This is a genomic window from Pseudomonas sp. F2, from assembly GCF_057174385.1.
Map to the genome: position 1 here is coordinate 2,555,900 of NZ_CM169904.1, position 22,484 is coordinate 2,578,383.

The window sequence follows — 22,484 nt, forward strand, 5'->3', positions numbered from 1 at the left end:
GTCGAGGGCGTGCAGGGCGTGGTCTGTGCCGACCGCGCAAGGCTTGGGGAATGCTGTCTGGCCGGGGCTGTACCCCCGAAGCCATTCACCAATGAGAACGGATGGCGTCTGCAAATAATTAGTCAGCGGGCAGGATCGCCAACGGGGGCCGGGGTGTGGCGGTGTGTCGCAGTTCTCGATTCGCACCTTTACGGAGCATTAGTTCTCTTTCTCAATTGACAATCATTATCATTCAACATAATTTGTCGCTCGATGTGTAGGACGGCCTCGTCCCCCGGCGTCCCACTAACCTATTGGCAGCAAGGTGATTTCCATGACGGAACAAGTATCCACAAGCAGGTGCGATTCACCGCTACTTCAGGCCTTCGTCGACAATCGACTGATTCTGGTGAAGATCGCAGCGCGCATTACCGGCTGCCGTTCGCGCGCCGAAGACGTTGTGCAGGATGCGTTCTTCCGCTTGCAATCGGCGCCGCCGATCACCTCGTCGATCAAGGCGCAATTGAGTTACCTGTTCCAGATCGTGCGCAACCTCGCCATCGATCACTACCGCAAACAGGCGCTGGAACAAAAGTACTCGGGCCCCGAAGAGGAAGGGTTGAACGTGGTCATTCAGGGCGCTTCGCCGGAAACCTCGCACATCAATTTCTCGACGCTGGAGCACATCGCCGACGCGCTGACCGAACTGCCCAGCCGCACCCGTTACGCCTTCGAGATGTACCGCCTGCACGGCGTGCCGCAAAAGGACATCGCCAAGGAACTCGGCGTCTCGCCGACCCTGGTCAACTTCATGATTCGCGATGCACTGGTGCACTGCCGCAAGGTGTCGGGCAGCCGTGGGGATGCGGCCTCGATGGGTCGGCGCTAAGCCCCGGTTCATCACAGAAAAAAGATCGCAGCCTTCAGCAGTTCCTACAAAGGAATACCTTTCATGCAGGAGCTGCCGAAGGCTGCGATCTTTTGCTTTTACGCCAGCTTGCACCGATCAAAAAACCGCTCACGCCCCAGAATCATCAAGGCCGCGCGCTTGTGCGGAAAGTCGAACTCCTTCTCGCAGTGAAAGCACTGGTTGTGCATGTGGCCGATCATCTTCGCGTTATCGGCACGCGGTTCAGCGACCACACGCTGGGTCCGCGGATCATCCAGAAACAGGTAGTGGACCAGCGCCGACAACCAGCTCGCGACCTTGTGCGGGCCACGGTGGTTTTCCTCTCCCACCAGCATGTGAATGCCACGGTCGTAATTGTCGGCGTCGTAGAACGGCGCGATACGGTCTTCCTTGGCCCAGTAGGCCTCGAAATAGGCAAACGGTTGATCGTCGAAACAGCCGATCAGCGTCAGGGTGTGCGGATCGGCGTCGAGCTTGCTCAGGTATTCGCGATGCTGCTCGAGGCTGCCCTCCTCCTGCCAGAAACTGGCGACTCGCGGGCTGTTCTGCCAGCGATTGAAACGCGCCAGATCCTGCTCGATCTCCAGCGTACGCAGGGAAATCCACGCACCGAGACGCGCATCGAAACGCCGATAGACCTCACCGCGCGGCTTCGCCGGGCGCAGCGGATGGCGCTTGCCGTGACTGATCACCATGTGTTGCGGGTAGCTGCCGGTCAGCGACGTGCCCAGCCAGGGTTGCGGCAACTGCCAGAACAGGGTGCGTTCGCAGCGGTATTCACCAGCCACTTCGGTGCTGACCAGCAAACCGCTGAGCAACGCTTCAATGGGTGGTTGATCGAGTTGCCAGAGCAGTTGCTGACAGTCCGGATCGCGTGCGAACAACCAGTAACAGGCCGCCCACAGCGCCTGCCCCACGGGCAGTGCGTAACGCTCGTCGAGCTGGATCGGGCCTTTGCCCAGGCGATCCAGGCGCAGGCGAATCAGCGGTTGCCCGTCCAGGCTCAGGCTCAGACGGCTTTCAGTGGCATCGGCTACCAGTTGGCTGCCCGAAGGCAGGGCCAGGGCAGTCAGGTCATTCAGATTGGACATGGGTCGGGCTCACGATAATCGTCGACAGTTCAACGATGGGACGTGAGCCGAGAGGAGAAATTTAGCCGCCCGGATGAAAATCGGTCAGCGATGAGCCACCGGCACCACGGCAATCTTGTAAGGATCGAAGATCTTCAGCATCTGGCCATTGTCGCGCAAACCCTGCAGCAACTTGCCGAACGCCTCGCCAGTGATCGGTGCCGTCGGACGCAGAATGGCGTAATGGTGGTAGATCTGATCGATGCGTTGCGACACCAGCAATTCGTCACGCACTTTCTCGTTGCGCAGCAGATAATCAAACAGGTACGAGCGCGTGACCAGAGCGATATCGGCGCGCCCGCGCAGCACCATCAGCAGGTTGCTGTCGTGGGAATAGGTCAGCGTCGCGTTGAAGGTATCGGCGAGGTATTTGGGATCGGCGTTGAAGTTGGCGAACTCATAGTGATAACCGCTGTACAGCGCCAGGCGCTTGCCCTTGAGGTCGGCGAAATAGTTCTGCTGGCGACCGTCTTCACGTTGCGCGACGAAAATCTCGGCATCTTCCAGGCCCATATCGACGTCGGTATGAGGAATCTCCTTCCAGCCCCAATCGGGGTTCTCGAAGATCGCCATGTCGATCCGGCCCTGCTTGAAATCACCGAAGCGCCGAGGAATCGAAGTCGGTACCAGTACGAACTGATAGTCCGCCTGCAGTGCATTGAGCGCCTCGACCAGTTGCGGCAGCAGGCCAGTGTCGGCACCACTTTCCGGACGCACGGTGTAAGGCGGAAAATGCGCCGCGCCCACCCGAACCAGTTGCGCTGCCTGTGCGGGTAGCACCCAAAATACCGCCAGCGCTACGAGCAAAAGCCCTGCGGTCGTCCGAATTGGCGAAGACTTCAAAACACCCCACTCCCCGAAAAAATGGCAATCAATGCATTCAAGCTAGGCGGTTTCGCCCAGTTAGCCAGTTTCCCGGCCTGTTAGAAAGTGGACTGGCGCTCTTCGAGCACCAGAATCAGCGCTTCATCGGCCAACTGATCAAGGCTCAGGCTGCCGCCAGCGCGGAACCAGGTGGTGGTCCAGGACAGTGCACCGGTGAGGAAACGTCGGGTAATGAAAACATCGCCACGGATAAACCCGGCCTCCTTGGCTTCGCCCAGCACTTGCAACCAGATCTCTTCATAGACATCACGCAGGGCCAGCACCCGGGCCTGCCCCTCCTCGGACAACGAACGCCACTCGTAGACCAGCACCGCCATTGCTTCGCCGCTGCCGCCCATGATCGACTGCAACTCGCAACGAATCAGCGCCAGCGCCCGCTCGCGTACATTGGCGGCTTCGGCCAGCGCGGCGCGCATCAACGCGGTGTTGTAGACGATGGTCTCCTCCATCACCGCACGAAGGATTTCATCCTTGCTTTTGAAGTGATGAAAAATGCTCCCGGACTGAATCCCCACCGCCCCGGCCAGATCGCGCACGGTGGTGCGTTCATAGCCTTTGTTGCGGAACAGGTGGGCGGCCACTTGCAGCAGTTTGCCGCGAGCGCTGTCAGGGTCGGTCAGTTGGCCTTGGTCGACCAGTTCGCGCATGACCCTCAGGGCTTTTTGCTCGTCCACCCATTCTCTCCTACAGTCGATCAGTCTGTTGCCCCCTGAACACGCAGGGTTGCGCGCAATTTAAGCCGCAGGCGGCAACCAAGCAAGCGCTTGGGCAGAAGATATTTCAGCTGTTTACAAACCAAGCGCTTGCTTGGTAGCCTCCAGACACTTCTGTCGCAGGTTCCTGAGTCGGAGATCACCATGCCCACGACCGTTCGCATCGGATGCGCCAGCGCATTCTGGGGTGACACCAGTACCGCCGCCGCCCAGCTCGTGGCAGGCGGGCGCCTGGATTATCTGGTGTTCGATTACCTGGCCGAGATCACGATGTCGATCATGGCCGGCGCCCGCATGAAGGACCCACAGGCCGGGTTCGCCGGGGATTTTGTCGAAGTGCTCGCGCCGCTGTTGCCGCAACTGGTCGAACAGAAGATTCGCGTGATCAGCAACGCGGGCGGGATCAATCCGAAAGCCTGTGCCGCCGCCCTGCAGGCCGCCTGCGACAAGGCCGGGGTCAGTCTGAAAATCGCCGTGCTGCTCGGCGACGACCTGCAGCCGCAATTCAAGCAACTCGCCACTCAAGGCATCCACGAAATGTTCAACGGCGCGCCGCTGCCGCCGATGTGCGTATCGACCAACGCCTACCTCGGCGCGCCGGGCATCGTCGAAGCCCTGCGCCTGGGCGCCGACATCGTCATCACCGGGCGCGTGGTCGACAGCGCGGTGGTCAGCGCGGCGCTGGTGCATGAGTTCGGCTGGGCGTGGCACGACTACGACAAACTCGCTCAGGCGGCGCTGGCCGGGCACATCATCGAATGCGGCGCACAATGTACCGGGGGCAATTTTACCGACTGGCGCGATGTGCCGGATTACGAACACATCGGTTTTCCCATCGTCGACGTCAGCGCCGACGGCCAGTTCATCGTCAGCAAACCCGAGGGCTCCGGCGGGTTAGTGACGCCACTGACGGTTGGCGAGCAGATGCTCTATGAAATCGGTGATCCACAGGCGTATCTGTTGCCAGACGTAGTCTGCGATTTCACTCAAGTGAAACTGCAGCAACAGGGCAAAAACACCGTGCATGTGCACGGTGCCAAAGGCTTGCCACCCAGCGATAAATACAAGGTCAGCGCCACTTACCCGGACGGCTTTCGCTGCACCGCCAGTTGCCTGATCGCCGGCATCGATGCGGTGGACAAGGCCCGGCGCGTGAGCCAGGCGATCATCGACAAAACCTCGGAAATATTCAGCCAGCGCGGCTGGCCGCCCTACAGCGAAGTCAACATCGAACTGCTCGGCAGTGAAGCCACTTACGGCCCTCACGGTCAGCGCCGTGACAGCCGCGAGGTGGTGATCAAACTCGCGGTGCGCCATCCACTGAAACCGGCGCTGATCCTGTTCTCCCGGGAAATCGCCCAGGCCGCGACCGGCATGGCGCCGGGACTGACCGGCATCGTCGGCGGGCGGCCGACGGTCTATCCGCTGATCCGCCTGTTCTCGTTCCTGATCGACAAAAACGCCTGCACCCTGCAAATCGACATGGCCGGTGAGCAATACCCCTGCGCCCTGCCTGCGCAAACACCACTCGACAGCCACGCTCTGCCAACCCCCGAACAGCCACCCAAACCCCAGGGCCGCGCCGACGCCAGCGTGGCGTTGGTCAAACTGGCGGTGGCGCGCTCCGGTGACAAGGGCAACCACAGCAACATCGGCGTCCTGCCGCGTCGGCCGGAATACCTGCCGTGGATCGCCGAAGCGCTGACGCCGGCGGTCATCGTCGACTGGATGCGCCACGTGCTCGACCCGATCCATGGCCGGGTCGAACGCTGGTACCTGCCCGGCACCCACAGCCTGAATTTCCTGCTGGAAAACGCCCTCGGTGGCGGTGGCGTGGCAAGTCTGCGCATTGATCCACAGGGCAAGGCCTTCGCCCAGCAGTTGCTGGAAATCCAGATCCCGGTGCCGCAGAGCATCGCCGAACAACTCGACTAGAGGTTGGGCTTCATGGCTTACGCATCGATTTTCAAAGCCGATCTGTTCAGCGGCCAGACCCTCATCGTCACCGGTGGCGGCAGTGGCATCGGCCGTTGCACCGCCCATGAACTGGCAGCGCTCGGCGCCAGGGTGCTGCTGGTCGGGCGCAAGCCGGAAAAACTGCAAAAAGTCGCCGCCGAAATCGCCGAAGACGGTGGCCGCGCGCACTGGCACGCCTGCGACATCCGTGACGAAGACGCGGTAAAACAACTGGTCACTGAGTTGATCGCCGAGCACGGGCCGATCCACGGCCTGGTCAACAATGCCGGCGGTCAATACCCGTCGCCACTGGCCTCGATCAATCAGAAAGGCTTCGAAACCGTGCTGCGCACCAATCTGGTCGGCGGCTTCCTGATGGCCCGGGAAGTGTTCAACCAGTCGATGAGCAAACACGGCGGCAGCATCGTCAACATGCTCGCCGACATGTGGGGCGGCATGCCCGGCATGGGCCATTCCGGCGCGGCACGTTCGGGGATGGACAACTTCACCAAGACCGCCGCATTCGAGTGGGGTTACGCCGGGGTGCGGGTCAATGCAGTGGCGCCGGGGTGGATCGCGTCCAGCGGCATGGACACTTATGAGGGTGCGTTCAAAGCGGTGATCCCGACCTTGCGCGAACACGTACCGCTCAAGCGCATCGGCACCGAATCCGAGGTCAGTGCGGCGATCGTTTTCCTGCTCAGTCCGGCGGCGGCGTTCATCAGCGGCAGCACCTTGAAAATCGATGGTGCGGCCAGCCTCGGCAGCCGTGCATGGCCGCTGCACAAGGCGAGCCACAGCGAGTCGTTCAACGGTTTCCATCGGGCGTACCTGCCCGACGTCCTCAAGGACAAGGAGTAAGCCATGCCGCAGATCCAGTCCGAACTTGATCCGCACAGCGAAGCCTTCGCCCGCAACCGCGCGGCGATGCTCACGGCCATCGAGCACGTCCAGCAACTGGAACAGAACCTGCTGAACAAGGCTGCCGAAGCCAAGACCAAATTCGACAAGCGCGGGCAACTGCTGCCCCGCGAACGCCTGAACCTGTTGCTCGACCCCGGTGCACCGTTCCTCGAACTGGCGAGCCTGGCCGGCTACAAACTGCACGACGACAAGGATGGCAGCGCCGCCGGCGGTGGCTTGATCGCCGGCATCGGTTATGTGTCCGGCATTCGGGCGATGGTGGTGGCCAACAACAGCGCAATCAAGGGCGGCACCATTTCCCCCACCGGCCTGAAGAAATCCCTGCGTCTGCAACAGATCGCCCAAGAGAACAAACTGCCGGTGATCACCCTCGCCGAAAGCGGCGGCGCCAACCTCAATTATGCGGCGGAGATATTCGTCGAGGGCGCACGCAGTTTTGCCAATCAGGCGCGAATGTCGGCCATGGGGCTGCCGCAGATCACCGTAGTGCATGGCTCGGCCACGGCCGGTGGCGCCTATCAACCGGGGCTGTCGGATTATGTGGTGGTGGTGCGCGGCAAGGCCAAGCTGTTTCTTGCCGGGCCGCCGCTGCTCAAAGCCGCGACGGGCGAGGTCGCCACCGATGAAGAGCTGGGTGGCGCAGAAATGCACGCACAGGTTGCCGGCACCGCCGAATACCTGGCCGAGAACGATGCCGATGGCGTGCGTCTGGTGCGCGAGATCCTGCGCCTGCTGCCGTGGAACGAACAACTGCCGTGGTTGCCGGAACCGCAATACAAGGACCCGCTGTACCCGATCGACGAGTTGCTCGGGCTGATTCCCGACGACCCGAAGAAGCCCTACGACGTGCGCGAAATCATTGCGCGGATAGCCGATGAATCGGAGTTTCTCGAATTCAAAGGCGAGTTCGATCAGCAGACCATCTGCGGCCAGTTGAAAATCCAGGGCCGTGCCTGCGGCCTGATCGGCAACAACGGCCCGATCACCCCCGCCGGGGCGAGCAAGGCCGCGCAGTTCATTCAACTGTGCGATCAGAGCCAGACGCCGCTGCTGTTCTTCCACAACACCACCGGGTTCATGGTCGGCACCGAATCCGAGCAGCAAGGCGTGATCAAACACGGCTCGAAACTGATTCAAGCGGTGGCCAATGCCCGAGTGCCTAAACTGACGATTGTCGTCGGTGGCTCCTACGGCGCCGGCAACTATGCGATGTGCGGGCGCGGTCTCGATCCACGCTTCATTTTTGCCTGGCCCAACAGCCGCACGGCGGTGATGGGCGGCGCACAGGCCGGCAAGGTGCTGCGCATTGTCACCGAGGCCAAACAGCTCAAGGAAGGCTTGGTGCCGGATCCGAAAATGCTCGACATGCTCGAACAGGTCACCGCGCAGAAACTCGACAGCCAGTCCACCGCACTCTACGGCAGCGCCAACCTGTGGGACGACGGCCTGATCGACCCGCGCGATACGCGCACCCTGCTCGGTTACCTGCTGGATATCTGCCACGAAGCCGACATCCGCACGTTGCAACCCAACAGCTTCGGCGTCAGCCGCTTCTGACCGCCACGGATCCCAAGGAGAACAATAAAAATGATCTTCACCCCGGAACACGAAGCACTGCGCCGCACCGTCCGCCAATTCGTCGAACACGAGATCAATCCACACGTTGATGAATGGGAAAAGGCCGGGCGCTTTCCGATCCACGAGATTTTCCGCAAGGCCGGCGACCTTGGTCTGCTGGGGATTTCCAAACCGGAAAAATTCGGCGGCATGGGCCTCGACTACAGCTATTCGATTGTCGCCGCCGAAGAGTTCGGCACCATTCATTGCGGCGGCATTCCGATGTCGATCGGCGTGCAGACCGACATGTGCACCCCGGCGCTGGCCCGCTTCGGCTCCGATGAGTTGCGCGACGAATTCCTCCGCCCCGCGATTACCGGCGAGCAGGTCGGTTGCATCGGCGTCTCGGAAGTCGGCGCCGGTTCCGATGTCGCGGGTCTCAAGACCAGCGCGCGCAAGGACGGCGACGATTACGTGATCAATGGCAGCAAAATGTGGATCACCAATTCACCGAGTGCCGATTTCATCTGCCTGCTGGCCAACACCTCGGACGACAAGCCGCACATCAACAAGTCGCTGATCATGGTGCCGATGAACACCCCGGGCATCAGCCTCAGCTCACACCTGGACAAGCTCGGCATGCGCAGTTCGGAGACCGCCCAGGTGTTTTTCGACAACGTGCGTGTGCCGCAGCGCAACCGCATCGGCCACGAAGGCGCCGGGTTCATGATGCAGATGCTGCAGTTCCAGGAAGAACGTCTGTTCGGCGCGGCCAACATGATCAAGGGCCTGGAATATTGCGTCGACAGCACCATCGAGTACTGCAAGGAGCGCAAGACCTTCGGCAACGCGCTGATCGACAATCAGGTGATCCACTTCCGCCTCGCCGAATTGCAGACCGAAATCGAATGCCTGCGGGCGCTGGTCTATCAGGCCACCGAGCAATATGTGAAGGGTCAGGACGTCACGCGTCTGGCCTCGATGGCCAAGCTCAAGGCGGGGCGCCTCGGTCGTGAAGTCAGCGACAGTTGCCTGCAATATTGGGGCGGCATGGGCTTCATGTGGGACAACCCGGTGGCCCGCGCCTATCGCGATGTGCGGCTGGTGTCGATTGGCGGTGGCGCCGACGAAATCATGCTGGGGATCATCTGCAAACTGATGGGCATTCTGCCGGGGAAAAAGAAATGAGCCCCCTGCCCGATTGCCAGACACTGCTGCTGGAGCTGCATGGCGGCGTATTGCACATCACCCTCAATCGCCCGGAAAGCCGCAATGCGATGAGCCTGCACATGGTCGCCGAACTGCGTTCGGTACTGGCGACGGTACGCGATGAGCGCAGTGTCCGCGCCCTGGTGCTCAGTGGCGCGGGCGGGCACTTCTGCGCTGGCGGCGACATCAAGGACATGGCCAATGCACGCGCCCGGGGCGCCGATGCCTATCGCGATTTGAACCGCGCTTTCGGTGCGCTGTTGCAAGAGGCGCAGCAGGCGCCGCAAGTGCTGATCACGGTGTTGCAAGGCGCAGTGCTCGGCGGTGGTCTTGGGCTGGCATGTGTGAGCGATATCGCCATGGCCGATCATCAGGCGCAGTTCGGCCTGCCGGAAACCAGCCTCGGGCTGCTGCCTGCGCAGATCGCGCCGTTCGTGGTGCAACGCATCGGCCTGACCGAAACCCGTCGGCTGGCACTGACAGCCGCGCGTTTCGATGGTCATCAAGCGCGACGCCTGGGGCTGGTGCATTTTGTCGAGCAGGATCCGCAGGCATTGGCCGAACGCCTCGACGAAGTACTCGACCATGTTCTGTGCTGCGCACCGGACGCGAATGCGATGACCAAAAAGCTGTTGCTGGCCAGCGCCGGACAGCCATCGAATGAATTGCTGGATGACGCAGCGCAGTGGTTCAGTAAAGCGGTGACCGGTGTCGAAGGGATCGAGGGCACGATGGCTTTCGTGCAAAAGCGAAAACCGCGATGGGCCACCTGAAAGCTTCGCAAGCAGGCTCGCTCCCACAGGTTTTGTGAACGATGCAAATTCCTTGTAGGAACGAGCCTGCTCGCGAAGAGGCCAGCCAACCCACCGCCAAATACTCAGGAAGATCACCATGCCCGCCCTCCACAAAATCCTGATCGCCAACCGCGGTGAAATCGCCTGCCGCATTCAGCGCACCGCCCAGGCCCTCGGCTATCGCACCGTCGCCGTATTCAGCGATGCCGACGCCGATGCCCTGCACGTGCAGATGGCCGATCAAGCGGTGAACATCGGCGCCGCACCGGTACACCAGTCCTACCTGAACATCCCGGCGATCCTCGATGCCGCGCGCCGCAGCGGTGCCGACGCGATCCACCCCGGCTACGGCTTTCTCTCGGAAAACCCCGGATTCGCCCGCGCCTGCGCTGAGGCCGGCTTGACCTTTATCGGCCCCAGCGCCGACGCCATCGAACTGATGGGCAGCAAGCGCCTGTCGAAAATCGCCATGCTCGACGCCGGTGTTCCTTGCATCGCCGGCTATCAAGGCGCCGCGCAGGACGACGCTACCTTGCTGCGCGAAGCCGAGCGCATCGGCTACCCGCTGATGATCAAGGCCAGCGCCGGCGGCGGTGGACGTGGCATGCGCCTGGTGCACAGCAGCGACGAGTTGCCGGCGCAATTGCGCACCGCGCGCTCCGAGGCACTGAATGGTTTTGGCAGTGACGAACTGATCCTCGAGCAGGCACTGATCGAACCGCGGCACGTCGAGGTGCAACTGTTTGGCGACTGCCACGGCAATCTGATCTACCTCGGTGAGCGCGATTGCTCGGTGCAGCGTCGCCATCAGAAAGTCATCGAGGAAGCGCCCTGCCCGGTGATGACCGGCGAGTTGCGCCGGGCCATGGGTGAAGCAGCATTGAAGGCTGGCCGGGCGGTGAATTACGTCGGTGCCGGCACCGTAGAGTTTCTGCTCGATGCCCGTGGGCAATTCTACTTTCTGGAAATGAACACCCGTCTGCAGGTCGAGCATCCGGTGACCGAACTGATCACCGGGCAAGATCTGGTCGCCTGGCAACTGGCCGTCGCCGAAGGTCAGCCGCTGCCGTTGACACAGGAACAGGTGACGCTGAACGGCCACGCCATGGAGGTGCGATTGTATGCCGAAGATCCGACGCAGAATTTCCTGCCGCAGACCGGTCGCGTGCAGGCCTGGGAACCGGTATTGAATCCCGGCGCGCGGATCGATCACGGCTTGCGCGAAGGTCAGTTGATCAGCCCGTTCTATGACCCGATGCTCGGCAAGCTGATCGCCCACGGCGCGACCCGCGAAGAGGCACGCCGCAAGCTGCTGCGCGCAGTGCAGGACAGCGTGCTGCTCGGTGTACAGAGCAATCAGCGTTTGCTGGTCAGCCTGCTGCACCATCCGCAGTTCATCAGCGGCGAGTTCAGCACCGCGTTCATTGCCCAGCATTTCACTGATCACCCCTGCCTGCACACCTACGCCCCCACCGCCGAGGAACTGGCCATCGCCGCCGTGCTGTTTTATCAGTCTGGCGCGCAGGCGCATCGCGCGCCGCTCAAGGGTTGGCGCAACAATGTCGGCGCGCCGCTCGATTACCGCCTCGGGCTGGAACAGCAGGACTGGAACTTGCAACTGCTTGCGAACGGCGCTGGCCGTTTCACCGTGAACGTGATGCAGCGCGCACTGGCGCTGACCGTCATTGAGTGCAACGAACGCTCGGTGACGCTGGAAGTCGACGGCCTGCGCCAGCGTCATGCGTATCGGATCGCCGGCGATGAACTCTGGCTGTTCACCCACCCCGGCAACCTGCGCCTGGAGGATCGAACTCATGCGCTGATCAGCAGTCAGAGCAGCGTCAGCTCCGGCACACTGAAAGCGCCGATGGACGGTGCCATCGTCGACGTGCTGGTCAGCGAAGGCAGTCCGGTCAGCAAGGGTCAGTTGCTGGTGGTGCTGGAGGCAATGAAAATGGAGCATCCGCTCAAGGCCGGCATCGACGGCGTGCTCAAGCGGGTGCAGGTCAAGGTCGGCGATCAGGTAAAAAATCGTCAGGTTCTGTTGCAGGTCGAGTGAGTCGCCAGGCGCAAACGCAAGGTTTGACTACGCTCTGATCTATCAGGACGCGTAAATCAGGAAACCTGCGATGCCCCATTGGCTGGTCATTGATCTGGAAGCCACCACAGATGAAGGTGGCTGGCCGGTTACGGAAATGGAAATCATCGAAATCGGCGCGACGCTGGTCGATCGAGCCGGTCGCGAGCAGGATCATTTTCAGCGGTTCGTCAAACCGACCCGACGGCCGTTATTGACGGCATTTTGTCGTGAACTCACGCACATCACCCAGGCCAATATCGATGCCGCGCAGCCGTTGAACGAGGTCTGGCCAGCCTTTGAGCGCTGGCTCGGGCAACACCAGACGCGCCTTGAGGGCTGGGCCAGTTGGGGCGATTACGACCGCAAGCAGTTACTTCAGGAATGGCAGCGCCTGCAACTCGACAGCGTGCTGGGCCGAGTGCCGCACATGAATCTCAAACAGCGCTTTGCAAAGGCCCGACGCCTGGAACGACCGTTGGGCCTGAACGGTGCGCTGCAACTGGCCGGCATGCAGTTCAGCGGTCAGCAGCATCGGGCCCTGGAAGATGCGCGCAATACTGCGCGGTTGTTGCCGTTGGTCTTGCCACTCTGAAGTCAGGGCGAGAACTCGCCGGACACGCCCCGGGCAGGTGACGGCGCCGGGAGCCTTGTGCATACTGGCCGGCCCTTTTTAACCCTTTTAAGCCCCATTCAAGAGGAATCGCCCATGTTCAAAGTCAACGAGTACTTCGACGGCACCGTCAAGTCGATCGCTTTTGGCACCGCTGAAGGTCCGGCGACCATCGGCGTCATGGCCCCGGGCGAATACGAATTCGGCACCGCTCAGCGCGAGATCATGCACGTAGTCTCCGGTGCGCTGACCGTCAAACTGCCGGACAGCAGCGACTGGGAAACCTTCGCCGCTGGCAGCCAGTTCAACGTTCCGGCCAACAGCAAGTTCCAACTGAAAGTCGCCGTCGATACTGCTTACCTGTGCGAATACCGCGGCTAAGCCCAAGGCTTTTCCCGGTGCAAAAAAATGCCCGTGTCCATGGACACGGGCATTTTTCATTTCCGGTCTCGGTTATTCGAGGATTTCCACCGGCATACCGACTTCCAGCCGACCATTGCTGTCGTTGACCAGATTCTGCCCGAACATCGCGCCATCAGCCTGGGCACGGTACTTCTGCAAGGTCGCCAGCGGTTCGCGATCGGCACTGCGCTCGCCAGTCTGCGGATCAATCGTGGTCAGGATGCAGCGCGAACAAGGCTTGACCACGCGGAACTCGACATCGCCGATGCGGATGCGCTTCCAGCCATCTTCGGCAAATGCCGTACTGCCTTCGATCACCAGATTCGGTCGAAAGCGCAGCATCTCCAGCGGTCGTCCGACCTTTTGCACCAGATCGTCAAGCGACGCCTGGCCAATCAACAACAGCGGGAAACCGTCGGCGAACGCAACCTGATCGTCGTCGCGGCCATACCCGGCCTGCGTCATACGCGCGCGATCAAGTGGCACCTGCACCAGACGGGTCGGTTTGCCGATGAAATCGCTGACCCAGCGGGCCGCTGCATCACCGGCATCCGGAACACGCAGGGTGTCACGCCAGATGGTCACGCCGCGCAGGTCGGAATCGGTCTCGGGCAATGGCACATCCAGCGCGGCATGCCCGGGAGCGCTGAGGGTCAGCCCGCCCTGCGCATTCCACAGCGCCGACATCTGGCTCATTTTCGCCTCGGCTCTTTGGGTCAGGAAGCGGCCACTGGCCTCGTCCACCAGCATCCAGCGTCGGTCCCCTTCAAGGCCCAGTTTATCCAGGCCAATCGATTGCAGAATCTCGGGCTTGCCGGATTTCAACGGGTAACGATAAAGCGCACTCAGACGCAGCATGTCCAGCTTCCTGATGGGCAAAAATGCCACCCTATACGAGCTTTATCGGCGAATCAAAGCCTGATGCACGCACCTGCAAAGATAGTTTGTGGCGAGGGGATTTATCCCCGATGGGGCGCGAAGCGGCCCCACTTGAATCAAGAAAGCGGGACTGCTGCACAGTCCATCGGGGATAAATCCCCTCGCTACAGGTTTTCGTCAGGCCGGCACTTCATCCAGCATCAGACGCTGACGCACCACGTCCACCAGTTTGTCCGGCTGGAACTTGGAGAGGAAGTTGTCGCAGCCGACCTTCTTCACCATCGAATCGTTGAAGCTGCCGGACAGCGAGGTGTGCAGCACCACATACAGACCGCGCAGGCGCGGGTCATTGCGGATCTCGGTGGTCAGGCGATAGCCGTCCATTTCCGGCATTTCCGCGTCGGTAAACACCATCAGCAGTTTGTCGGTCATGTTCACGCCGGTATCGGCCCAGGCCTTGAGCATGTTCAGCGCCTTCAGGCCATCACTGGCAATGTGCATCTTCACCCCGAGCTGGCCGAGGGTGTCACGCAGTTGCGAGAGCGCGACGTTGGAGTCGTCCACCAGCAGCACTTCACGGCCACGGGCACGTTCCAGCACCGGATCGTCGAGTTTGTCGCGCGAAACCTTGGCGTTGTACGGAACGATTTCTGCGAGCACCTTCTCGACGTCGATGATTTCCACCAGTTGATCGTCGACCTTGCTGATCGCGGTCAGGTAGTGCTGGCGGCCAGCACTGGTCGGCGGCGGCAGGATGGCTTCCCAGTTCATGTTGACGATGCGATCCACGCCACCGACAAGGAACGCCTGCACCGAACGGTTGTACTCGGTGACGATGATGGTGCTGTTCGGTCCCGGTACCAGCGGGCGCATGCCGATCGCCTGGGACAGGTCGATCACCGGCAGCGTCTGGCCACGCAGGTTGACCACACCGCAGACAAACGGGTGACGTTGCGGCATCAGGGTCAGCTTCGGCAATTGCAGGACTTCCTGAACCTTGAACACGTTGATCGCGAACAATTGGCGTCCGGCCAGTCGAAACATGAGAATTTCCAGGCGATTCTCACCCACCAGTTGCGTGCGTTGGTCTACCGTGTCGAGAATGCCGGCCATCAATGACTCCTGGGCTTGTTCTGATGAATTCACTACTAAGTGGGGTTATCGGCTGTTGATGGCGATTCTTGATCCCCACAAAATCACCATCAAAATGCCACACGCAGGCATTGATGTCACATTAACATCATGGTTTACTGGCCCGGCGTTTTCATCTGCTACATTCTCTTCTGGCGCGACCACAGTTTGCGCCACAGGTTCCCGCGTGTAAGGGAATCCCCTAGTAACAATCAGGCCCAACCTGATGTTCGCAATATCCAATAGCCATTAATGTGACGCCATTCTCATTGCATGAACGGAGTCAGGCTATTGTGTGCGATCGCAGGTCAGTGGAAACCCACCCTCTGGAAAACCTCAGCCAGTGCACTTGCACGGCGGGGCGCGATCTCCCGACGGTTCATGATCGTCGACACACACGGCATTCCCTCATCAGACATGACGCTGTGGAGATAAGCATGCCAATCGACCGTAAAGACTGGGCACAACGCTTTCCCGAATTTCTCGTCGAAGCGGAAACACTCCTGGCCAAGTCGGAAGAATGCCTGAGCCACCTGCAATTGATCAGCAACGACAAGGATGCGATCGACTGCATGCGCAGCACCCTGCTCAAGCTGGCGAGTCGTGCCGAAGCGTTGGCACTGGAAGCGATTTCCGAGTTTTCCCTGCACATTCACAGCTTGCTCGATCATGCCCCGGACTCTATCGATCTGCACGCTCAGGCACTGAATGCGCTTCAGGACTGTTTCACCCTGATGGCCTGGCAGATTGAACTGGTCGATCACAATACCGGGCAACTGAGCCTGGATAGCAGCGAGCAGACCTCGCTGATCGAAGCCTTCGCGTTCCAGGTCGGCCAACGCCAGTTTCAGCCTTCGCTCTCGCCCCGGCCTGTTCCACTCTTGTCTTATTCCGAGCGCCAGGCCTGATTCGCTGCGGTTAATGCGCACATCGAGGCTGTAGAGCCGAATCGCTGAATGTCGCAAATGAATAGTTCATGCCCGCCAGCGACAGTTCGAATTAAATAATCACACCTGACACCCGCAGAAATTTTCCCGCGCCTCAGGGTTTGCCTGTGTCCGTGTAACGATCAACTTCAAGCGCCACGGGATATCTATCCAGCATAATAAGGTGACTTTTTTCCATTATGGAACTCACGTCCAACATGGCGACTTTCCTGACCCTTTGGACATATATGGCAAACGCGACCAACGGTATCTTAAGTGGTATTATGCCGCCCGTTAGTTGCTATCAATTAATGGCAAAGTGATTCAGTGACAGTCCTCCCCAACGCAGTTGGCGGTCAAACAGCGTTCACTGAACCTCGTTCAAATCAATAATGTAATTGACAGCATTTTCAGACAGAGACCCGCCAGCCAACGGCCGGTCTGCCCGCAGCGAATATCCATTGGCTCCATCCGATATGTACGCCAGCCTCAAGTCAATCACCACATGGCCACCGTCCCGGGAAAATGCACGCCGGTTCACACTCATATTGTGTGTCACTGCCACCGCCGGCTGCCTGCTGACCTACGGTTTGTCTGCACCGCTTTCGCTGGGACTGCTGCTGTTGAACATGGCCGCCACTGCTTGTGTCTGGGTGCAATATCGGCTGTCGCGCAAATCGATCAAGTTCCAGCCCCAGGAACTCGCCGACCGCTTGCTGGAAGTCCAGGAAAACGAAAGACACCGCCTCAGCCGTGAACTGCATGACGACATCGGTCAGTTACTGACGGCCGCCAAACTGCAAAGTGAATGGCTCAAAAGACGTTTGCCAAGCGACTTGCAAGAGCAATGCTCGACGCTCTGCGACACCCTCGAAGAAACCCTCAACAAGGTGCGCGACGTCTCGGCCATTCTCAACCCGCGCCAGCTGACCAGCCTCGGACTGGAAGCCAGCCTGCGTGCGCACTTGCTCAAGACTCTGGCCAACACACCGGTGCACTGGAGCCTCGATTGCCAGCAGCGACTCAACGGCATTCCGGAAGAAATGGCAGTCGCCGCCTTTCGCATCACCCAGGAAGCGGTGACCAACATTCTGCGCCACGCGCAGGCCAGCAACCTGTTGATCCGTGTGCAGCGCCTGCCACAAGGGCTGACGTTGTTGATCAGCGACGATGGCCAAGGCTTCGCGCCTGCTGCGGATCCGGGTCGGGAAGGACAGCGCGGAATGGCCGGGATGGCCGAAAGGATCGAACAATTGGGCGGCACGCTGAACGTCATCAGCGAGCCGGGCAAAGGCACTCAAATCGAAGCACTATTCCCCTGGGCGCCCCGTGCACTCGAGCGGGCCAGTACGAATAAGGTTATGCGTTGACTTGTAACTTACTTCTGGTGGATGACCACTCGCTGATCAGAGCCGGCGTGCGCGCTCTGGTGCTCGACATTCCCGGTTACGCCGTCGTTGGCGAAGCCAGCGATGGCTCGCAGTTGCTTGAAATGGTCGAGCATCTGGCGCCCGATATCGTGTTGCTGGATATCTCGATGAAGGAAACCGGTGGCCTTGAAGCCCTGCAACGGCTCAAGCGGGTGCGGCCCCAGAGCAAAGTGCTGATTTTGTCGATGCACACCGATCCGGCGCTGATCATGCAGGCACTGGAATCCGGGGCGCATGGTTATTTGCTCAAGGACACCACAGCCACCGAACTTGAACATGCCCTCGAAGCCCTGCGTAACAACGAACGTTACCTGAGCCCGGCGATCGCCCACACCGTGATCAACCAGGCCCTGACCCGTACGCAGAAAAACCCGCCGGAAGTCGCCGATTCGCACAACCTGACAGCCCGTCAACTGGAAATCCTGCGATTGATCGTGCGCGGCAAATCCACTCGGGAGATCGCCAACGGCTTGGGCCTGAGCATCAAGACCGTCGAAACCCACCGCTCGCAGATCATGAAACGCCTGCAGATCTACGACGTGGCGGGTCTGGTCCTGTTCGCCGTGCGCGAACAGATCATCAGTCTTGACGACTGATCGACCCGGCACCGCCCAACAGCGGCGAATGCTCGGGCAAATGCACCCGCAAGGCCGCAGGGCGCGCCTCGAAGCGCAGGCTGTCGCCCTCCAGCGGCTCACCGTCAAGATTGATGCTCAAGCCCTCGGCGACCTTGATTTCGACCCAGGGCAGACGGGCCCGGACAAACATATTGTCGAGGCCGAAGCCGTCACTTAGCAGGGTCTTAAGCGTACCGACCAACTCCTGCGGTGCCGGCAAAATGCTGATGTCCAACAGGCCATCATCCGCCAGTGCCTGCGGACACAATTCATGTCCGCCACCCGCCTGACGGCCATTGCCGATTCCCAGCGCCAGCAGCTCGCCACGCCAGTGAAAGTCCGGTCCCTGCAGTTCGCCGTAGGCTGCGTGCAACTCACTGAAGCGCGATAAACCGGTGAACAGATAGGCGGCCCCGCCGAGCACTTTTTTCAGATCTTCAGAGGTATTGGCCGTGACCTGGCTACCAAAACCACCCGTCGCCATGTTCAGGAAAATCTGCCCACCGACTTCGCCCAGGTCAATCTTGCGCGGTGGCACGTCCAGCATTTCCAGTGCTTCGGCCGGCTCCAGCGGGATCCCCGCCGCGCGAGAAAAATCGTTAGCCGTTCCTAGCGGCAACAGCACCAGACTGGCCTCGTCCGGATTCGCGGCAAGCGCTTCAGCGATATCGCGCAACGTGCCATCTCCGCCTCCGGCGATGATCGTCCGATAGCCACTCGCCAGTGCTTCCGCGACCAGACGCTGAGCGTCACCGGCCTCCCAGGTCAGGCGCACTGCCAACTCCCAGCCCTGCTTGCGTTTTGCTTCGACAGCGGCGCGAACCGCCTCATTGAGTGCCTGCTTGCCATGCAGAATCAACAGCGCCCTGCGTTCACTCATAACGGTCACTCCCCACAATTGAATCGGTATAAAACATCTTGACCACTGGCACAGGCAAAAAAGCCATCGGAGCACCATTTAATTCAAGCGCCCGGCCTGTCACGTCCTACACAGCGGTATTTTTTCTTACAACAGGTAAGGAATCGGCTCAATTGACCGGACTCGATCCTTGATACACCTTGTGCAGGCAGTATCAATTTTCGTTTTTTAACAACACAAGGATGTGCAGGGAATGAGTGGATACCCCCTCGAAGCTGGTGACAGTTCGAATGACGGAAAGGCCAGCGCGCTGACAGTGAAAACAGCCGACGGATATGTCCATGTCCAGCCATGAAGCCAGAGTTTCAACCCGTCCGATTGCCCCTCTCAACGAAAGTCGCAGCAGTCACAAATCCGATTTCAAAAAGAGCGCCAGAACCGCTGGAGAAGCACAAATGGAACCGCGCGTGACCGAACTGGAAACCCACCTCAAATACATACGCCGGGATATGGATGAAGTGCGCGCAGATGTAAGAACAATCAAGCACCGACTCGCCTATTCGGCAGGTGCAACGGCAGTGATAATGGGACTGTTGGGTTGGGTTGCCAACAGCCGCTTCGATCAGTTGGTCACACTGATGAGCCAATGACCGGGGAATGCAGGCTCGACGCTTTCAGGCGTAGAGCCTGCAGTTGCAAGGGCAGGCTCAGCGAAGATCAGAGTCAGTCGAGCAGGTCGCTCAGGGGAATGAACCCGACTTCATCACCTTCTACGAGCGTACGACCCTCCAGCACTTCTACCAGCCCATCCGCCCAGGCAGCACTGCGCAACACACCAGAGCTTTGGTTACGATAAATGATGGCCCGTCCTTGCTCGAGTCGACCACGCAGGTATTCACGCCGATGGCCAACCACAGGCCAGACGAAACCGGCTGGCACCTTGAACTTCAACGGCACAACGTCTCTTACACCTTGACGCCGCAGCAAGTAAGGTCGCGTCAGCAAGGCAAACGTCACCAGCGTCGAAGCGGGGTTACCGGGCAGGCCAATCACTGGCACGTTGCGAAAATGGCCGAACGTCAGCGGCTTTCCTGGCTTGATTGCCAGTTTCCACAGTGCCAACTCGCCCTCTTCCCTCAATGCAACACCCAGAAAATCTGCTTCCCCGACCGAAACCCCGCCGGTTGAAAGAATCAGGTCGACATCCTGCAAGTCGCCCAGCCGCGCTCGGGTGGTGTCCAGATCGTCCGGCAGAATGCCCGCATCGATCACCTCACAGCCCAATCGCTGCAACCAACTGCACAACACCACCCGATTACTGTTGTAAATCTGCCCCGGCCCCAGCGGCTGGCCCGGCTCAACCAGTTCATCGCCGGTGGACAGCACCGCCACTCGGACCTTGCGCACCACATTCAGCCCGTCACATCCCAGCGATGCCGCGAGACCTTGTTCGATCGGTCCCAGCCTTGTGCCTGCCGCCAGGATCAACTCACCCACGGTGGTTTCCTGGCCTTGTGGACGAATGTTCTGGCCGAGGCTCATGATTTCGACGAAGCGCACACTGCCGTCGGCTTGGACTTCGGCGTTCTCCTGCATTTCCACACAGTCGGCACCAGCAGGCACCGGCGCACCGGTGAAGATCCGCGCGCAGGTGCCGGGCGTCAAGGCGACAGGCGCTTGACCGGCGAAAACTTTCTGGCTGACCGGCAGCGGTGTGCCGGTCCAATCCGCCAGCCTCAAGGCATAACCATCCATGGCGCTGTTTGGCCAAGGCGGCAGGTCCAGCGTCGAAACCAGGTCTTCGGCCAGCACTCGCCCCTCGACCTGCGCCAATGGCAAAAACTCGCGCTCGACAATCGGCGTGGCCTCGGCCATTTGCAGCAGGCGAGCCAGCGCTTCCTCGACGGGCATCAGGCTGCCGGTCTTGCCCGGCTTACCCACGGGATTCACAAGGCGCCGCCTGTTTCAGGTGAGGAACGAAGTTGCACGGCCGATGCCGCGAATCCAGCTGTTCGGCGAGAATGCCGTCCCACCCGGTGCGCACCGCATTGGTCGAACCTGGCAGGCAACATACCAGCGTGCCATTGGCCAGACCGGCCAGTGCCCGCGATTGCACGGTTGACGTACCGATATCAGCCACCGAAATCTGCCGGAACAGCTCACCAAACCCGTCAACCTGCTTGTCGAGCAGACAAGCCACGGCTTCAGGCGTGCTGTCACGCCCGGTGAAGCCGGTGCCGCCGGTAATCAATACAACCTGCACCACGTCCTCGGCAATCCAGTGGGCAACTTGCGCGCGGATCTTGTACAGGTCATCTTTGAGCAGGACCCGTTCGGCCAGACGGTGCCCGGCAGCAGTCAGGCGGTCGACAAAGACCTGACCTGAGGTGTCGGTGTCCAGGGTTCGGGTATCGCTGACAGTCAGCACCGCAATATTCAGCGGTGCAAAAGGTACATCGGCCTTGGCTTTCATTAGGCTCGTCCAGTTGTAGGAGAATCAGCCCGGTGTTATATCACAGCGCTTGATTCTTTCGCCGCCCTGCTGGAGAGCTGCCATGATCCCGAATACGCCATTGCTCCCCTGCTCCATTCTGCTCTTGGCAGGCGGACGCGGCCAGCGCATGGGCGGCCAGGACAAAGGGTTGGTGGAATGGCAGGGTGAACCGCTGATTGCGCATTTGCAGCGCAAGGTACGACCGCTGACTGACGATCTGATCATCTCCTGCAATCGCAATCGCGAGCGTTATGCTGCCTACGCCGACCAACTGGTGAGTGATGAAGAAGACGACTTTCCAGGCCCCTTGGCCGGCATCCTCGCGGGGCTTGAAGTTGCGCGTTTGCCCCATCTGCTGGTCTTGCCCTGCGATGTGCCGCGCATCGACGCAGCGCTGCTGCGCGACATGCGTGCAACTGCCGGCCAGTTTCCTGACAAACCTTTAATGTTGCGCCATGACGACCATTGGGAGCCCCTGCTGTGCGTGATTCCGGTGGCCCTGTTGCCCGCATTCAAAAACGCCTGGAACGCCGGCGAACGCAGCCCCGGCCGTATCATGCGCAGCCTCGGCGCAGCGGCCCTGCAATGCCCGGACAACGACCCGCGCCTGGCCAACCTGAATACCCCCGAACTGTTAAATGCGCATAACACTGTGTCAGACTGACAGCATTCAAGGAACTCTCACGCCTTGTATACGTCTCAAGCTCAGTAACCAAAAGTATTCCCATTCGGAGACACACTCATGACTCAACGGACCCTCGCCACTTTCATGCTCGCACTGGGCCTGGCAACGCTCGCTGGTTGCTCGTCGCCAACAGTGATCACCTTGAATGACGGTCGCGAAATCCAGGCCGTCGACACCCCGAAATATGACGAAGATTCGGGCTTCTACGAGTTCAAGCAGCTGGACGGCAAAGAGACCCGCATCAACAAGGATCAGGTTCGTACCGTTAAAGAGCTGTAATCTTTACGTCGACACCGGATACAGAAAAGCCCGCA

At 60.3% G+C, this 22,484-nt stretch carries 23 protein-coding genes; 15 read left to right on the top strand and 8 right to left on the bottom strand.

The features are described 5' to 3' along the window. The first annotated feature begins 313 nt into the window (after positions 1-313). Positions 314-868 (top strand): RNA polymerase factor sigma-70, encoded by a 555-nt coding sequence (locus AC193Q_RS11300; RefSeq protein WP_027613402.1) that lies wholly within the window; start codon positions 314-316, stop codon positions 866-868. 98 nt (positions 869-966) lie between these two features. On the opposite strand, the gene AC193Q_RS11305 is transcribed toward AC193Q_RS11300, so the two are convergent. From AC193Q_RS11305 to AC193Q_RS11315, 3 genes are all read right to left on the bottom strand, one after another. After that, positions 967-1,980 (bottom strand): GNAT family N-acetyltransferase, encoded by a 1,014-nt coding sequence (locus AC193Q_RS11305; protein WP_121186476.1) that lies wholly within the window; start codon positions 1,978-1,980, stop codon positions 967-969. An 84-nt stretch (positions 1,981-2,064) separates the two neighbouring features. Continuing rightward, a complete protein-coding gene (locus AC193Q_RS11310; protein WP_121186478.1) occupies positions 2,065-2,862 on the bottom strand; it encodes a PhnD/SsuA/transferrin family substrate-binding protein in 798 nt (265 codons plus the stop codon). Between the two features lie 80 nt (positions 2,863-2,942). Then, a complete protein-coding gene (locus AC193Q_RS11315) occupies positions 2,943-3,578 on the bottom strand; it encodes a TetR/AcrR family transcriptional regulator (RefSeq protein WP_483879546.1) in 636 nt (211 codons plus the stop codon). A gap of 183 nt (positions 3,579-3,761) precedes the next feature. On the opposite strand from AC193Q_RS11315, the gene AC193Q_RS11320 reads away from it, so the two are divergent. The 8 genes from AC193Q_RS11320 (at position 3,762) to ppnP (ending at position 13,128) form a co-directional block, all read left to right on the top strand. Continuing rightward, positions 3,762-5,552: an acyclic terpene utilization AtuA family protein gene (locus tag AC193Q_RS11320; protein ID WP_095668682.1), complete on the top strand. Its 1,791-nt coding sequence runs from the start codon at positions 3,762-3,764 to the stop codon at positions 5,550-5,552. Between the two features lie 12 nt (positions 5,553-5,564). Next, entirely contained in the window at positions 5,565-6,434 is an 870-nt protein-coding gene (locus tag AC193Q_RS11325) for an SDR family oxidoreductase (protein WP_095668681.1), read from the top strand. A 3-nt stretch (positions 6,435-6,437) separates the two neighbouring features. Next, positions 6,438-8,054: a geranyl-CoA carboxylase subunit beta gene (gene atuC / locus AC193Q_RS11330; protein ID WP_047295391.1), complete on the top strand. Its 1,617-nt coding sequence runs from the start codon at positions 6,438-6,440 to the stop codon at positions 8,052-8,054. A gap of 30 nt (positions 8,055-8,084) precedes the next feature. Next, entirely contained in the window at positions 8,085-9,242 is a 1,158-nt protein-coding gene (atuD, locus tag AC193Q_RS11335) for a citronellyl-CoA dehydrogenase (RefSeq protein WP_027613409.1), read from the top strand. After that, positions 9,239-10,036, top strand: a complete 798-nt coding sequence (locus AC193Q_RS11340) for an enoyl-CoA hydratase/isomerase family protein (RefSeq protein ID WP_047295395.1) — start codon at positions 9,239-9,241, stop codon at positions 10,034-10,036. The genes atuD and AC193Q_RS11340 overlap by 4 nt, the downstream gene beginning before the upstream one ends. 118 nt (positions 10,037-10,154) lie before the next feature. After that, the gene (locus AC193Q_RS11345) at positions 10,155-12,116 is read left to right on the top strand and encodes an acetyl/propionyl/methylcrotonyl-CoA carboxylase subunit alpha (protein ID WP_483879547.1); all 1,962 of its coding nucleotides are present in this window, start codon (positions 10,155-10,157) and stop codon (positions 12,114-12,116) included. A 70-nt stretch (positions 12,117-12,186) separates the two neighbouring features. After that, positions 12,187-12,729, top strand: a complete 543-nt coding sequence (locus AC193Q_RS11350; protein WP_047295400.1) for a 3'-5' exonuclease — start codon at positions 12,187-12,189, stop codon at positions 12,727-12,729. A 114-nt stretch (positions 12,730-12,843) separates the two neighbouring features. Continuing rightward, a complete protein-coding gene (gene ppnP, locus AC193Q_RS11355; protein WP_003226701.1) occupies positions 12,844-13,128 on the top strand; it encodes a pyrimidine/purine nucleoside phosphorylase in 285 nt (94 codons plus the stop codon). Positions 13,129-13,200: 72 nt separating this feature from the next. On the opposite strand, the gene AC193Q_RS11360 is transcribed toward ppnP, so the two are convergent. After that, the gene (locus AC193Q_RS11360; protein WP_121186482.1) at positions 13,201-14,007 is read right to left on the bottom strand and encodes an MOSC domain-containing protein; all 807 of its coding nucleotides are present in this window, start codon (positions 14,005-14,007) and stop codon (positions 13,201-13,203) included. A 198-nt stretch (positions 14,008-14,205) separates the two neighbouring features. Continuing rightward, entirely contained in the window at positions 14,206-15,141 is a 936-nt protein-coding gene (locus tag AC193Q_RS11365) for a chemotaxis protein CheV (RefSeq protein ID WP_003226705.1), read from the bottom strand. Between the two features lie 455 nt (positions 15,142-15,596). On the opposite strand from AC193Q_RS11365, the gene AC193Q_RS11370 reads away from it, so the two are divergent. The 3 genes from AC193Q_RS11370 to AC193Q_RS11380 all read left to right on the top strand — a co-directional run bounded on the left by AC193Q_RS11370 (position 15,597) and on the right by AC193Q_RS11380 (position 18,111). Beyond that, the gene (locus AC193Q_RS11370) at positions 15,597-16,067 is read left to right on the top strand and encodes a hypothetical protein (RefSeq protein WP_047295403.1); all 471 of its coding nucleotides are present in this window, start codon (positions 15,597-15,599) and stop codon (positions 16,065-16,067) included. Between the two features lie 494 nt (positions 16,068-16,561). Next, positions 16,562-17,455, top strand: a complete 894-nt coding sequence (locus AC193Q_RS11375; RefSeq protein WP_047295405.1) for a sensor histidine kinase — start codon at positions 16,562-16,564, stop codon at positions 17,453-17,455. Beyond that, on the top strand, positions 17,452-18,111 hold the full coding sequence (locus tag AC193Q_RS11380; protein ID WP_047295407.1) for a response regulator: 660 nt from the start codon (positions 17,452-17,454) through the stop codon (positions 18,109-18,111). The genes AC193Q_RS11375 and AC193Q_RS11380 overlap by 4 nt, the downstream gene beginning before the upstream one ends. Here AC193Q_RS11380 and yegS read toward each other — a convergent pair. Further along, the gene (gene yegS / locus AC193Q_RS11385; protein ID WP_047295409.1) at positions 18,095-19,012 is read right to left on the bottom strand and encodes a lipid kinase YegS; all 918 of its coding nucleotides are present in this window, start codon (positions 19,010-19,012) and stop codon (positions 18,095-18,097) included. The two genes, AC193Q_RS11380 and yegS, sit on opposite strands and share 17 nt — an antisense overlap. Positions 19,013-19,332: 320 nt before the next feature. Here yegS and AC193Q_RS11390 point away from each other — a divergent pair, with 320 nt between their 5' ends. After that, complete coding sequence (locus AC193Q_RS11390; protein ID WP_179294967.1) at positions 19,333-19,641, top strand: hypothetical protein; 309 nt, start codon at positions 19,333-19,335, stop codon at positions 19,639-19,641. 73 nt (positions 19,642-19,714) lie between these two features. Here AC193Q_RS11390 and AC193Q_RS11395 read toward each other — a convergent pair whose 3' ends face one another. Continuing rightward, complete coding sequence (locus AC193Q_RS11395; protein ID WP_121186486.1) at positions 19,715-20,941, bottom strand: molybdopterin molybdotransferase MoeA; 1,227 nt, start codon at positions 20,939-20,941, stop codon at positions 19,715-19,717. Next, positions 20,925-21,464 (bottom strand): molybdenum cofactor biosynthesis protein B, encoded by a 540-nt coding sequence (moaB, locus tag AC193Q_RS11400; protein WP_047295416.1) that lies wholly within the window; start codon positions 21,462-21,464, stop codon positions 20,925-20,927. Before moaB ends, AC193Q_RS11395 begins: the two co-directional genes overlap by 17 nt. 82 nt (positions 21,465-21,546) lie before the next feature. Between moaB and mobA the strand changes: the two genes are divergently transcribed. Both mobA and AC193Q_RS11410 read left to right on the top strand, forming a co-directional pair. Next, complete coding sequence (gene mobA / locus AC193Q_RS11405) at positions 21,547-22,149, top strand: molybdenum cofactor guanylyltransferase MobA (RefSeq protein ID WP_047295418.1); 603 nt, start codon at positions 21,547-21,549, stop codon at positions 22,147-22,149. A gap of 78 nt (positions 22,150-22,227) precedes the next feature. Then, a complete protein-coding gene (locus AC193Q_RS11410) occupies positions 22,228-22,449 on the top strand; it encodes a YgdI/YgdR family lipoprotein (RefSeq protein ID WP_003226722.1) in 222 nt (73 codons plus the stop codon). Positions 22,450-22,484 lie beyond the last annotated feature (35 nt).

Coding starts and splice junctions, on each gene's coding strand:
- AC193Q_RS11370 (WP_047295403.1), top strand. CDS start 15,597: ATGCCAATCGACCGTAAAGACTGGGCACAACGCTTTCCCGAATTTCTC.
- AC193Q_RS11305 (WP_121186476.1), bottom strand. CDS start 1,980: ATGTCCAATCTGAATGACCTGACTGCCCTGGCCCTGCCTTCGGGCAGC.
- AC193Q_RS11345 (WP_483879547.1), top strand. CDS start 10,155: ATGCCCGCCCTCCACAAAATCCTGATCGCCAACCGCGGTGAAATCGCC.
- yegS (WP_047295409.1), bottom strand. CDS start 19,012: ATGAGTGAACGCAGGGCGCTGTTGATTCTGCATGGCAAGCAGGCACTC.
- atuC (WP_047295391.1), top strand. CDS start 6,438: ATGCCGCAGATCCAGTCCGAACTTGATCCGCACAGCGAAGCCTTCGCC.
- AC193Q_RS11325 (WP_095668681.1), top strand. CDS start 5,565: ATGGCTTACGCATCGATTTTCAAAGCCGATCTGTTCAGCGGCCAGACC.
- ppnP (WP_003226701.1), top strand. CDS start 12,844: ATGTTCAAAGTCAACGAGTACTTCGACGGCACCGTCAAGTCGATCGCT.
- moaB (WP_047295416.1), bottom strand. CDS start 21,464: ATGAAAGCCAAGGCCGATGTACCTTTTGCACCGCTGAATATTGCGGTG.
- AC193Q_RS11350 (WP_047295400.1), top strand. CDS start 12,187: ATGCCCCATTGGCTGGTCATTGATCTGGAAGCCACCACAGATGAAGGT.
- mobA (WP_047295418.1), top strand. CDS start 21,547: ATGATCCCGAATACGCCATTGCTCCCCTGCTCCATTCTGCTCTTGGCA.
- AC193Q_RS11410 (WP_003226722.1), top strand. CDS start 22,228: ATGACTCAACGGACCCTCGCCACTTTCATGCTCGCACTGGGCCTGGCA.
- AC193Q_RS11360 (WP_121186482.1), bottom strand. CDS start 14,007: ATGCTGCGTCTGAGTGCGCTTTATCGTTACCCGTTGAAATCCGGCAAG.
- AC193Q_RS11320 (WP_095668682.1), top strand. CDS start 3,762: ATGCCCACGACCGTTCGCATCGGATGCGCCAGCGCATTCTGGGGTGAC.
- AC193Q_RS11390 (WP_179294967.1), top strand. CDS start 19,333: ATGTCCAGCCATGAAGCCAGAGTTTCAACCCGTCCGATTGCCCCTCTC.
- atuD (WP_027613409.1), top strand. CDS start 8,085: ATGATCTTCACCCCGGAACACGAAGCACTGCGCCGCACCGTCCGCCAA.
- AC193Q_RS11375 (WP_047295405.1), top strand. CDS start 16,562: ATGTACGCCAGCCTCAAGTCAATCACCACATGGCCACCGTCCCGGGAA.
- AC193Q_RS11365 (WP_003226705.1), bottom strand. CDS start 15,141: ATGGCCGGCATTCTCGACACGGTAGACCAACGCACGCAACTGGTGGGT.
- AC193Q_RS11340 (WP_047295395.1), top strand. CDS start 9,239: ATGAGCCCCCTGCCCGATTGCCAGACACTGCTGCTGGAGCTGCATGGC.
- AC193Q_RS11300 (WP_027613402.1), top strand. CDS start 314: ATGACGGAACAAGTATCCACAAGCAGGTGCGATTCACCGCTACTTCAG.